Genomic DNA, 11609 nt, shown 5'->3' on the forward strand with positions numbered 1-11609 from the left:
GACGCCATCAACTCGCACGCGTAGCCGCTATGTGAATTCCGCTTTCGGCGGCGCAGCGGATGCGACCGGAGTCGGCTGGCTTGACCCGGTCGCGAAAGACCCATCTGAGACATTGCCCGAGAAAATTTGCTGTGATGCAGAACCGGCCTCGCCCCTGAATGTGATAGCCTCAGTTCGCCTGGAGTCTGTGCAGGGAGGGAAGCCTACATGAAGCGGCGGAAATTCGTCGCGCTTCTCGGCGGCGTGATGGCCGGATGGCCGTTGGCAGCGCGCGCACAGCATGGCGCAAAGATTCCGCGAGTCGGCTTCATGGGCAACTCCACGGCTGCTCTGGAGGCCAATCTCACCGGACCGTTCCGCGAAGGCCTGCGCGAGCACGGCTACGAGGAGGGCCGCAACGTCGAGATCGTGTTTCGCTGGGCGGAAGGAAGATACGAGCGGTTTCCTGCCCTCATTGCCGAACTCATCGCTGCCAACGTGGATGTAATCGTGACCGCCGGCACGCCCGCTACGCTCGCGGTCAAGACGGCGACATCCACGGTGCCCGTGGTCATGGCCGCGGTCGGCGATCCAGTCGGCAGCGGCATTGTGCCCAACCTGGCGCGGCCCGGCGGCAACATTACTGGGCTGAGCGCGATCGCGCCAGACCTTGAAGGCAAACGGTTGGAGCTGCTGCGGGAGCTCGTGCCCCACCTCGCGAAGGTCGCTTTTTTCCTCAATCCCGCGAATGAATTTCATACGGTGTCGATGCGCCAGGCGCTCGCTGCGGCACAGGCTTTGAATATCAAGCTACAGCCGCGTGAGGTGCGCAAATCGGAAGACCTCGACGCCGCGTTTGCCTCGATCATCAAGGAGAAGCCGGACGGCCTTCTCATCCTCGCCGACCGGATATTCCTGCATAACCGCCAACGCATGATGGATTTCGCTACCGAAAATCGCCTACCCAGTGTGAGCGCCTATCGCGAACTGGTCGAGGCCGGCGGCTTGACGTCATACGGGCCGAGCTACGAGGAGATGCACAGGCGCGCCGCCGATTACGTTGATCGGATTCTCAAGGGGGCGCGACCCGGCGATCTACCGGTCGAGCAGCCGACCAAGTTCACGCTCATCGTCAATCTCAACGCCGCCAAGGCCCTCGGCCTCGAGGTGCCGCCAACGGTCGTCGCCCGCGCCGACGAGGTGATCGAATGATTATGCTCTTTACTGCACTGCATGAGTCCGGAAGTGGTACTTAGCGTCTGATCGCGCCAGATTTTCGTTATCGGTGAGGATCATGACGACATACAACGACCAAAATGCTTTCGCGAAAGATCCTTGGCCGAAATCCTGTGCTACCGCGTCGATGAAAATCCGCACACGCTGGCTTTTCTGGGCACCATGCGCCGCTCACCCGGTAACACGCCAGCGCGGCGGCGCAGCGACGTGACGGGATTCGGTGCCGGGGCTGACTCGGCGGTGAATGATCCGGAACGGATTCCTGCGGGGCTCAACTGTGTTACAACCTTGCACCGCGTCGGCCAGGAACCCTGGCTCGTCAACAGGAGGGATCAATGTCGGACCTGGATCCATCACATATCATGCAAGTCGGCCTGGGGTTCTTCGCGTCAAAGACGCTGCTTTCAGCCGTCGAACTGGAACTCTTCACCACGCTCGCTAAGCAGCCGCTGACCGGCAACGAGATCGCCGGTGCGTTGCAACTCAGTCCCCGCGCCGTACCAGACTTCCCGGACGCGCTGGTGGCTCTCAAGTTTCTCGAACGTGAAGGCGACGGCCCCGAGGCGCGCTACTCGAATACACCCGAGAGCGCCTTTTTTCTGGACCGAAACAGCCCGGGCTACATCGGCGGCATTCTCGAGATGGCGAATGCTCGCCTGTATCGATTCTGGTCGGACCTCACCGAGGGTCTGAAGACGGGCATGCCGCAAAACGAAACCAAGCAATCCGGAGAGCCGATGTTCACGAAGCTCTATGCGGATCCCGCACGTCTTGAGCAGTTCATGAACGCGATGTCGGGGGTATCGGCTGCTAACTTCAAAGAGTTTGCAAGCAAATTCGACTTCTCCAACTTCAAGACCCTTTGCGATGTCGGTGGCGCGACCGGACAGCTTTCCTGCATGGTCGCCGCTGCGCATCCGCATATGCTTTGCACCAGCTTCGATCTCCCTGAAGTCGTGCCGATAGCCACACGCAAAATCCAGCAGGCCGGCCTGACTGATCGGGTAACGGCTGTTGCTGGCGACTTCTTTGCCGATCCATTGCCCAAGGCAGACGTCATCACCATGGGGATGATCCTGCACGATTGGAATCTTGAGAAGAAGAAGGCGCTCATTCGGAAGGCGTATGATGCGTTGCCTCCGGGGGGTGCGTTTGTGGTTATCGAGGCGCTCATCGATGATGCAAGACGCGAGAATGCATTCGGCCTGATGATGTCTCTCAACATGCTGATCGAATTTGGCGACGCGTTCGATTACTCGGGATCCGATTTTGCGGGCTGGTGTCGTGAGGTCGGATTCCGGCACTTCAAGATCATCCCGCTCGCGGGCCCGTCGAGTGCTGCGGTCGCGTACAAGTAACGGGATCGCGATTGAGTTCGTGGCCGGAGCGACTGCGCTTCCAATTTGCCGAATTGCTTCGGCGAGCCAAGCGGACCGGTCGCTTTTGGCACGTAGCGTCTATTCATGGACGGCACCTCGCATAGTAGCCCAGCGGACATGAGCGGAATCGGTCCTGAATTGACCGGGCGCGCGAGCGCACCGCCGGGCTAGGCCAAAAACTACAAAGTAAAGCTGAAGGATTTTCCGATATGCTCGCGGGTCGATCAGACCGCCATTTAGGCATCGCCCTGGTGACCGCGGCCGCCGTGGCTTGGAGCTCGGCTCCATTCTTTACCCGACTACTTCCGTTCGACCCGTGGACTATCCTGTTCTACCGCGGACTTTTTGGCGGTGGATTCATCCTTGTATTCTTGACGTTGAAAGATGACCGCACCGCTCCAGGTAGCTTGCTCTCGATGGGAAATGCAGGCTGGCTGGTCGCATTCCTGTCAACGCTGGGAATGGTGTCGTTTATCCCCGCTTTGCAGGAAACGGCCGTTGCTAACGTCGCGGTGATCATCGCAACCCAACCATTTGTTGCAGCGGCGTTGGCATGGGCCTGGTTTCGCGAGGCAGTCCGGCCAGGGACATTACTGGCAAGCCTCGTCGCCTTTGTTGGGGTGGGCATTGTCGTCAGCGCGGCAAATGCCAATTCAGACTTCAGCGGCATTGGCCTCGCTTGCCTTATGGTTCTTGCGATTTCGGCAATGACGGTTGCGATCAGACGCTACAAGCACATCTCGATGGTTGGGGCCGCCGCCTTATCGAATTTTCTCGGCAGCCTCATCAGCATGCCCTTTGCTCGGGATATCGCCCACGTAACCAGCGGCGACATAACCATTCTTGCGATGTTTGGATTCTTTCAGGTCGCTTTAGGCCTGACCTTCTTCGCTTTTGGCTCGCGTCTATTACCATCTGGTCAGGCATCGTTGGTTGCCACCTTAGAAACACCGCTGATGCCATTCTGGGTCTGGCTTGCGTTTGATGAGGTTCCTACATCGCGTGCGTTGGCCGGCGGAGCCTTGGTCATGGCTGCGATTATTGCCGACATCATCGATGACAACCGGCCGCAAGGGAAGAGTTAGGTGGTTGTGAGCACACGCCTGAATTACTGCAGGGCAATGCTGATTTCCCGGTGAGCACCATGACGGCATACGACGATCAAAATGTTTTCGCGAAGATCCTTCGCGGCGAAATCCCGTGCTATCGGGTCTATGAAAACCCGCACACGTTGGCCTTTTTGGACATCATGCCCCGCTCACCAGGTCATACGCTGGTGATACCCAAAGCGGCTGCGCGCGGTATTCTCGATATTGCGCCGGATGATCTCGCCGAGGTGGCGCGGACCACGAAGAAGATCGCGGTCGCGGCGGTCACCGCGTTTGGTGCGGAGGGGATCATCATCCAGCAGTTCAGTGAGGCTGCCAGCGGACAGGTGGTGTTTCACCTGCACATGCATGTGATGCCGATCAAGACTGGCATCGAGCTACTGCCGCCGCAAACCCGCAAGGAAGATCCAGATGTTCTCCAAGAGCACGCTGCAAGGATGATTTCCGCGCTGAAGCAATAATCGCGAGCGGCACCCAATCGGCCGCGAAGCCGCCAGCGCCAGAGCCGCCTGTCAGACGCCGAGATAGCGCTGGAGGAGTTCCGGTTGCGCCTTGATCTCCTGCGCCGGCCCCTCGTGAACGATATGACCGTTGTTGATGATATAGACGCGCTGCGCCAGAGCCAGCGTCGCCGCCAGATTTTGCTCCACCAGTACAATGGTCTGACCGGCTGCCGCGAGATCGCGGCAAGCGGTCATCAGATCGCGGACGATGACCGGCGCCAGCCCCTCGAACGGCTCATCCAGCAAAACGATTTTCGGATCGCGCACCAGCGCGCGCGCGATCGCCAGCATTTGCTGCTCGCCACCCGACAGATCGGTGCCGCGGCTGCCGCGCCGTTCCTTGAGCCGGGGAAACATCTGGTAAATGCGATCCAGCGGCCACCGGCCCGAGGCGGTCAATCCGGCAAGAACCAGATTTTCCTCGACACTGAGGCTGCCGAAAATCCGCCGCTCCTCATGCACAAGCTGCATGCCCGCCTGGGCAATCGCATGACTCTTCAATCCCGCGATGTCGGCGCCATCAAGCATCACCGTGCCGGTGCGCGGCGTCAGCACCCCCATCAGGCTTTTCAGGGTCGTGCTCTTGCCGGCGCCGTTGCGGCCGAGCAGCCCGACGACCTCGTTGCGCGCGACCCGCAGCGACACATCGAACAGGATATGCGAATCGCCGTAATAGCTGTTCAGGCCTTTGGCCTCCAGCAAGTTCATGCGGCAAGCACTCCATGCACTCCGCCGAGATAGGCTTCCTGCACCAGCGGATTATTCTTGATTTCCTCCGGCGTGCCTTCGACCAGCACGCGCCCCTCCTGCAACACAGTGACGCGTTCGACCATTTCGAACAGCGCGTCCATATCGTGGTCGATGACGATCATGGTTCGGCCACGGCTGATCGACTTGAGCAGCTTGACCGTTTCTGCGCGCTCGCGCGGACTCATCCCGGCGAGCGGCTCATCAAGCAGCAGCAGCTTCGGCGAGGTGGCGAGCGCCAGGCCGATCTCGAGCCGCCGCTTCTCGCCATAGGCAAGTTGCGAGACCGGGGTAGCCGACCGCGACGAGAGATTCACCAGTGCCAATGTACGCTCGACCTGCTCGTCCAGCCCCGGAATGCTGTTCAGGCTGCGGAACAGGTCGAGCTTGAATTTTCCGCGCAACTCGGCGAGTGCTGCGATGACGAGATTTTCCCGAACTGTCAGGCCTGAGAACAGCTGGTTGACCTGGTAACTTTTGGTCAAACCGAGCTGGCAGACGTTGGTGACGTTCATGCCGGTGATATCGCGCCCGTCAAACACGATCTTGCCCGAGGTCGGTTGGATCTCGCAGGTCAGCATCTTGAAGAACGTGGTTTTGCCGGCGCCATTGGGACCGATGATGCCGCGCAGTTCGCCACGGTTCACGACAAAATCGACATTGTTGTTCGCGATGAGGCCGCCGTAGCGTTTGGTAAGGCCGCTCGCCTGCAGGATAGGACCATCGTGAGCATCGTGCTCGCTCGCGCGCCGACGAGCCGCAGTTGCCAACGGCACCGGCTCGGCCGTTACCACCGTTTCCTTTGGCTGGTACGGAGCACGGTCGATCGGCTCAGCCGTCGGTTCATCGGGCTCGCCGAGCTTGCGGCGCTTGCCGGTGATCCAGCCGTAGAGATCCTCCAGGCCACCGATGATGCCGCGACGGAGGAAGCACACCAGCAGCACGAATACGATGCCGAGCACCAGTTTCCACGCCGCCCCGAGGCCGAGCGCCGCTTGAAGGAAGTCCTGCAGGAATAGCCAGACGGTCGCGCCGACCAATGGGCCGAACAGCGTGCCCCTGCCACCGATCGCGGTCTGCATCACCAGCTGGCCTGACGTGTCGAAGGTGAACGCGTCCGGCGGCATGAAGGCCTGCAACACGCCGAGCAGGCCACCAGCGAAGCCGGCATAGGCCGCTGCAATCACGAACGCCGCCAGCTTGTAGCCGTGGATGTTATGGCCTACCGCTGTCGCGCGCAGTGGGTTGTCGCGAATGGCGCTCAGGATTGCGCCAACCGGGGAGCGCACGATGCGCAGCGCGATCACGATGCCGATAAAATAGCACAGCGCGAGAAACTGGTAGAGCGACCAACCGGTGGTGAAGTGAAGGGTCGTGAAACCGAGATGAACGCTCGGCGTCGGGACGCCGGGCAAACCGTTCTCCCCACCCGTCCAGTCCGCTAGCGGATTGAATTCCACAAAGTAAAACACTTCCGCGATCGCCACGGTGATCATAGCAAAATAGATGCCGGTTCGACGCAGCGCGATCAGCCCGATCAGATAGCCGACCACGGCCGCCGCGATCATGCCGATGATCAACGCCGGAATGACGTATGGGAATCCCGCGCGGGTGAGAAGGTAAGCCGCGACGAAACCGCCCGTGCCGTAGAATGCGGACTGGCCGAACGACAACAGCCCGGTAAAGCCGAACAGGATGTCGAAACCGATACCGAACAGTCCCCAGACCAGGATGCGGTTGACGGTGTTTGGTGCAAATCCGATGTGAGGCAGCACGAATGGCGCGGCGATCAGGCCGATTGCGGTCAGTGTCTCGATCAGGAACGGGCGTTGTTTGAGCATCACGCGACCACATTCATTCGCGGCCCTCTACACCAAGCAGCCCGTGCGGCCGCAGCACCAGCACAAGCGTCATCACCGCGAACAGCATCACATAGGCGTAGCCGGGATTGAACATCGAGGTGACGCTGATGATCTCGCCGGCAATCAGCCCGCCGAGAACAGCGCCTGGGAACGAGCCTACGCCGCCGATCACGACCACCACGAAAGTCTCAACCAGGATGTCATCGCCGACCCCGGGCGTGAGCGAAACCACCGGAGCGTTGACGATACCGGCGAAGCCGGCCGCCATGGCGCCGATGCCGAATACGATCATGAAGACGCGATGGACGTTGATGCCGAGTGAGTCCACCATCACGGAATCTTCGATGCCGGCGCGCACGATCATGCCGAGCCGCGTGCGATACAAAACAAGAAAGAGAACACCGAGCGCGACCGCGACAATGCCGACCACCGCGAGACGATAGGTCGGGTAATACATGAAGCCGAGCGACGTGATCCCCTGAAAAAGCGGCGGCGGTGGCACTTGTTTGGACTGGCTCGAGAAGAAGAGCCGCACGATCTCGACAAAGCAGATGCCGAGCCCGAACGTGACGAGAAGCTGGTCTTCATGCGGCCGGTTGTAGAAATGGCGGATAATGATCCGTTCCATCGCCAGTCCCACGACCATGACAAACAGCGAGCCGGCGATCACCGCGATGATGAAGGAGCTTGTGTATTGGTACGCGACGAACCCGGCGTAACCGCCAAGCATGAACATCGCGCCATGCGCGAGATTGAGCACGCCTAGCGTGCCGTAGATGATTGTCAGACCCGAGCTGATCAGCGCCAGCAACGCCCCGAGCGCCAGGCCGTTGAACACTTGTGAAATGAAATTGGGCCAATTGATCATGATGGGCAATCGCTATGGTTGCTGAAATATCGGCCCGCCTGTGGAATTCGCGCAAAACAGCGCCGCGGGCAGTGGCTCACTGCCCGCGGCGCCAAGAGCGCCTGACTTGGCTCAGGTGTAGTCGCCGAGATTGCAACCAAATGCGTCGGGCTTCTGCATCAACCCGGCGCCGGGAACGATCTCCACAACGTCGTAATAATCTTCCTTGTTCTTCATATCCTTGGGTGCCTTGCCCTTGACGATAATCACGGGCCGCACGAGCTGGTGATCCTCCTTGCGGAAATAGACCTCGCCAACCGTCGATTGAATCTTCCGACCGGCTTCGTAGGACTTAATAACCTCCGGCGGATAGAAGGTTCCGGCGTTTTCCACCGCCTCCGCCCAAAGTGCGAACTCCATGTACGCGTTGTTGGCGCCCCACTCCGGCTTGTAGCCATACTTCTTGTCGAAAGCTTCGACGAACATCTTGGCGAGCGGATACTTGTCCTCGAGCGTCCACCAGAAATCCGTCGCCGCATAGACGCCGGCCAACAGCGAGTCTCCGGCTTCACGGGCGAGGAACGGGGTCTGGTATGGTACCACCAGCTTCATCTTGTCAAAGATGCCGAACTGCTTGGCCTGCTGTGTCGACAACACCGCATCGTGGCCCCAGTTGACGTTGAGCAATACGTCGGCGCCGGAATTGGCGATGTTGAGCAGATACGACGAATAGTCGGGCGCGCCGAGCGGAGCGACTTGGTTGGTCGCTGTCGTCCAGCCAGCGGTCGCCAGATAATCCTGCATCGATTTGGTGACGGTGTGCCCGTAGGTGTAATCTGGCGTCAGGTAGGCGGCCTTCTTGCCCTTGCCGAAATTCTTGACCACGATCGGGCCGATCGCGGCCGCGGCGGTCTGGCCATAGAAGCACTGCCGGAAGCCGTAGCGCACGCAGTCCTTCCCGGTGGTGTCGTTGGAACCGGAAATGCCGGCGACGTAGAGCACTTTCTCGCGCTGGGCGAGCTTGTTGAGGGCGACCGCGACCGCGCTCGAAGTCGAGCCTGTCATCAGCACCGCCTTGTTCTCGGTGATGAAGCGTTGTTCGGCCTGCACTGCTTCATTCGGCTTGGCGCCGGAATCGGCGACGCCGAATTTCACTTCCTTGCCGAGCACCCCCTTCGTTGTCTTCGGCGATATCTTCTTGATCAGTTCATTGCCGCTGTTGAGGTGTTCGACAGCGAGTTCATATCCCTTGAGTTCGTCCTCGCCCTGGAGAGCGTAAGTTCCGGTGCGAGGCACGGTGATGCCGATGAAAACGGACGAGCCGGAGGAACCGGCGGGATAGGTGCCGATCGGCGGATGTTCCTCCGCAAGTGCGCCGTTGATGGTTCCCGGCAAAAGGGCGGTGCCGAACAGCCCCGCGCCGACCTGCAACAATGTGCGGCGCGACACACTCGCATTGCCGTTTGATCTCAGGATTCCTCGTTCGAAAATTTCGGTTTTCATAGGTTTTGATCCTCCCAGCTTTTTTGCGGCCGCACGAGCCTGCCGCTCGATCGAACGGATCAGCCGGCAAGGCACTTAAGGTGCCCATTTGAAACTCCAGACAATTCCTTTCGCGCCAAGCCTGTCAATTTCACTTTCGTCGCAGGAACCAATGCTGTTCCATGCCCTTATATCGCATAACGATACATATTGAACTTTATGCTTATGGTGCGGATAAATTCGCCGTGCGAAGCGTGACTTCGATGGCAGGAGGCCAATGCTTCGAAAGTTGAAAACTTCGAACGCCCGGAAGCGCGATAGGTGGGCCGAGAGCGGCGGCGGGACCGCCGCAAACGGTGATGCATCCGCTTCGACAGTCGCCCGGCGTGACAACAAGCGTGCTTCCGCATTTCGTCCGCAAATGGCATCAGTCACCTTGCCTTCGAGTCCCACGCACGCTTTGGAACAAGCGGCTGCGCAGCCAGCGGCCTTGAGCGTCCGCGCCGAAAACGTCCTGAAGAACCTGGCGCCGGAGTTGACCGGCGAAACTCCGCCGAAAGGAAGATGGATACCACCCATACGCCTGCTTCGAAGCCTCAGCTATTCGGATCTTGTCGGCGCGCGGAATTGCGGACCGCAAACCGTCGATGAGATTCTTCGATGGGCTAAATCACAGGGCGTGATGATCAGGCGGCCGTTTCACGCCGGCAAATCGCTGTCGGCGATGTGGCGAGACCTCATCGCAAAATCCGCGACGCGCGATTATTCAATAGAAGAAATTTTGGAGGCGCTGGAAAGATCGGTCCGCCGGAAGAACACGCGCATCCCGGTTGGATTTCAGGATATCCTGATGAACCTGTTGAGCACGGCTGGCAAATAGTTCGAATACCCCAGCATGGACACAAGCCGCGGCTCGTGTTCCAGCCGCACCTTCGCTCAGATTGACAATCCGTACAAAATTGGCGCGCACCGCGATCGAGGCTATGCTGTTCCCCTGACGCGGGCGGGGCAAGTATGGCTCGATCGAAACAGCGAGAACCGCGCGAGCTGGCGCTCATCGGCAAACGGCAAACCCACGGCGATGCCGCTGCCGTCGATTACGAAGCATTAGCTCAGTTTCGGTTTCAACTTCGCAGGTTTTTGTCGTTCAGCGAAACGGCTGCTCGCAATGCCGGGCTCACGCCCCAGCAGCATCAGGCGCTTCTCGCCATCAAAGGCTTTTCGACCGCGGCGCCCCTTTCGGTCGGTGAGCTGGCCGAACTCCTTCTGGTTCGGCACCACACCGCGGTGGAGCTGGTTGACCGGATGACAAAGCTTCGGCTGCTCGAAAGGATCGCGGACGAAGATGACAGCAGGCGCATCCTGGTGAAGCTGACGAAAAAGGGCGAACAGAAATTGCGGATGCTCTCGAAAATCCATTTGCAAGAGCTGCAAACGGCGAGCGCCACCTTGACCAAAATACTGCAGTCGTTTCGGCGGCCCTGACCGCTCGACCAGCAGCACGGGCAATTACTCGCGCGGTTTCCGCGCGCGCTCATCGAACGGGTCCCGAACGCGGTTGGATCGTTTTCGAGCGAGGTGGACGCCGGTTCGCGTGAAGAAAACGCGTCAGAAGAATAAGTCCATGCCCTACGCCGCGTTACTGCCTTCCTGCCTGCTGGCCTCGAACAAGAACCAGGTGCGGCGCTCGGTTTCGTCGATAAAAGTCTCGAGCAGGCCGGCGGTGCCGGAATCCTCGTTGTCGTCGGCAAGCTTGTGAGCCTTGCGCATCGCCGCGGCCACATGCTTGTTGTCTTCCATCAGCTCGCGCAGCATCTCACGCGGCGGCACGTATTCCTCGTTATTATCCTTGATGGTTTGAGATTTCGCGATCTGCCCGATCGAGCGCAGGGTTGTGCCGCCGAGCTTGCGCACACGCTCGGCCAATTGGTCGGTGGTTGCGAAAATCGCCTCGGATTGCTCGTCAAGCATCAGATGGTAATCGTGAAAATGCCGGCCGCTGACGTGCCAGTGGAAATTCTTGGTCTTCACGTAAAGCGCAAAAGCGTCAGCCAATAGCGTGTTGAGCGCGGCCGAAATCTTGTTCACTGCTCCTTCGGGCAGATCGGTGGGGGTATCTAGATCGGCAGCGGCTTTATCTGATCTGGCTTTGCTCACGGTGCACCTTCCTGTTAGGAAACCGGATGTTGACGGCATGGACAGAGGTTGCCGGACGCTTTAACGCGTGAGGTTAAAGCTGGTTCCTGCGCCGGAACCCGCCGCCATGGATGTCTGCCGCGATGGACGACTGGATCGATTACTACGATTCCACGCACACGATTTATGCGAGCAAGCTTCATCGCGACCTGCATTTCCAGCTGATCGCGAACGACATCATCAACTACATCTCTTCGCCGGACGCGGTGGTGCTGGATTATGCATGCGGCGAAGCCCTTTTCGCGGGTAAGGTTGCGGATGCCTGCGGC

Annotated in this window: 11 protein-coding genes and 1 pseudogene; 7 read left to right on the top strand and 5 right to left on the bottom strand. The window is 59.6% G+C overall.

Annotation, left to right across the window (positions count from 1 at the left end; translation table 11 throughout):
* The first annotated feature begins 207 nt into the window (after positions 1–207).
* The 4 genes from VJV58_RS01135 to VJV58_RS01150 all read left to right on the top strand — a co-directional run bounded on the left by VJV58_RS01135 (position 208) and on the right by VJV58_RS01150 (position 4164).
* Positions 208–1191, top strand: coding sequence for an ABC transporter substrate-binding protein (locus tag VJV58_RS01135; protein ID WP_324135469.1), 984 nt, complete (start codon positions 208–210; stop codon positions 1189–1191).
* A gap of 359 nt (positions 1192–1550) precedes the next feature.
* Positions 1551–2573, top strand: coding sequence for a methyltransferase (locus tag VJV58_RS01140; RefSeq protein ID WP_324135470.1), 1023 nt, complete (start codon positions 1551–1553; stop codon positions 2571–2573).
* Between the two features lie 230 nt (positions 2574–2803).
* Positions 2804–3679 carry a DMT family transporter gene (locus VJV58_RS01145; RefSeq protein WP_324135471.1) on the top strand — a complete coding sequence of 292 codons (876 nt, stop codon included), beginning with the start codon at positions 2804–2806 and terminating at the stop codon, positions 3677–3679.
* Positions 3680–3738: 59 nt separating this feature from the next.
* Positions 3739–4164 carry an HIT family protein gene (locus VJV58_RS01150; RefSeq protein ID WP_324135472.1) on the top strand — a complete coding sequence of 142 codons (426 nt, stop codon included), beginning with the start codon at positions 3739–3741 and terminating at the stop codon, positions 4162–4164.
* Between the two features lie 51 nt (positions 4165–4215).
* Here the strand turns inward: VJV58_RS01150 and VJV58_RS01155 are convergent, their stop codons facing one another.
* From VJV58_RS01155 to VJV58_RS01170, 4 genes are all read right to left on the bottom strand, one after another.
* On the bottom strand, positions 4216–4914 hold the full coding sequence (locus tag VJV58_RS01155) for an ABC transporter ATP-binding protein (RefSeq protein ID WP_324135473.1): 699 nt from the start codon (positions 4912–4914) through the stop codon (positions 4216–4218).
* Positions 4911–6794 carry a branched-chain amino acid ABC transporter ATP-binding protein/permease gene (locus VJV58_RS01160; protein ID WP_324135474.1) on the bottom strand — a complete coding sequence of 628 codons (1884 nt, stop codon included), beginning with the start codon at positions 6792–6794 and terminating at the stop codon, positions 4911–4913. The genes VJV58_RS01155 and VJV58_RS01160 overlap by 4 nt, the downstream gene beginning before the upstream one ends.
* 13 nt (positions 6795–6807) lie before the next feature.
* A complete protein-coding gene (locus VJV58_RS01165) occupies positions 6808–7683 on the bottom strand; it encodes a branched-chain amino acid ABC transporter permease (protein WP_324135475.1) in 876 nt (291 codons plus the stop codon).
* A gap of 111 nt (positions 7684–7794) precedes the next feature.
* Positions 7795–9165 carry a substrate-binding protein gene (locus tag VJV58_RS01170; protein WP_324135476.1) on the bottom strand — a complete coding sequence of 457 codons (1371 nt, stop codon included), beginning with the start codon at positions 9163–9165 and terminating at the stop codon, positions 7795–7797.
* Between the two features lie 469 nt (positions 9166–9634).
* Here VJV58_RS01170 and VJV58_RS01175 point away from each other — a divergent pair, with 469 nt between their 5' ends.
* Positions 9635–10024: a hypothetical protein gene (locus VJV58_RS01175; protein ID WP_324135477.1), complete on the top strand. Its 390-nt coding sequence runs from the start codon at positions 9635–9637 to the stop codon at positions 10022–10024.
* Between the two features lie 134 nt (positions 10025–10158).
* The gene (locus VJV58_RS01180) at positions 10159–10629 is read left to right on the top strand and encodes a MarR family winged helix-turn-helix transcriptional regulator (RefSeq protein ID WP_324135478.1); all 471 of its coding nucleotides are present in this window, start codon (positions 10159–10161) and stop codon (positions 10627–10629) included.
* Between the two features lie 144 nt (positions 10630–10773).
* Here the strand turns inward: VJV58_RS01180 and VJV58_RS01185 are convergent, their stop codons facing one another.
* Complete coding sequence (locus VJV58_RS01185) at positions 10774–11301, bottom strand: DNA starvation/stationary phase protection protein (protein ID WP_324135479.1); 528 nt, start codon at positions 11299–11301, stop codon at positions 10774–10776.
* Between the two features lie 122 nt (positions 11302–11423).
* Between VJV58_RS01185 and VJV58_RS01190 the strand changes: the two are divergent.
* Positions 11424–11609: pseudogene (locus VJV58_RS01190) on the top strand (methyltransferase); the annotation flags it as partial.

Origin of the sequence: Bradyrhizobium sp. (assembly GCF_035273305.1) — a bacterium.
GTDB lineage: Bacteria > Pseudomonadota > Alphaproteobacteria > Rhizobiales > Xanthobacteraceae > Bradyrhizobium.

What these genes read in the sequence shown, in the direction of transcription:
- VJV58_RS01140 (WP_324135470.1), top strand. Translation starts at nt 1,551, where the DNA reads ATGTCGGACCTGGATCCATCACATATCATGCAAGTCGGCCTGGGGTTC.
- VJV58_RS01180 (WP_324135478.1), top strand. Translation starts at nt 10,159, where the DNA reads ATGGCTCGATCGAAACAGCGAGAACCGCGCGAGCTGGCGCTCATCGGC.
- VJV58_RS01170 (WP_324135476.1), bottom strand. Translation starts at nt 9,165, where the DNA reads ATGAAAACCGAAATTTTCGAACGAGGAATCCTGAGATCAAACGGCAAT.
- VJV58_RS01150 (WP_324135472.1), top strand. Translation starts at nt 3,739, where the DNA reads ATGACGGCATACGACGATCAAAATGTTTTCGCGAAGATCCTTCGCGGC.
- VJV58_RS01135 (WP_324135469.1), top strand. Translation starts at nt 208, where the DNA reads ATGAAGCGGCGGAAATTCGTCGCGCTTCTCGGCGGCGTGATGGCCGGA.
- VJV58_RS01155 (WP_324135473.1), bottom strand. Translation starts at nt 4,914, where the DNA reads ATGAACTTGCTGGAGGCCAAAGGCCTGAACAGCTATTACGGCGATTCG.
- VJV58_RS01165 (WP_324135475.1), bottom strand. Translation starts at nt 7,683, where the DNA reads ATGATCAATTGGCCCAATTTCATTTCACAAGTGTTCAACGGCCTGGCG.
- VJV58_RS01160 (WP_324135474.1), bottom strand. Translation starts at nt 6,794, where the DNA reads ATGCTCAAACAACGCCCGTTCCTGATCGAGACACTGACCGCAATCGGC.
- VJV58_RS01145 (WP_324135471.1), top strand. Translation starts at nt 2,804, where the DNA reads ATGCTCGCGGGTCGATCAGACCGCCATTTAGGCATCGCCCTGGTGACC.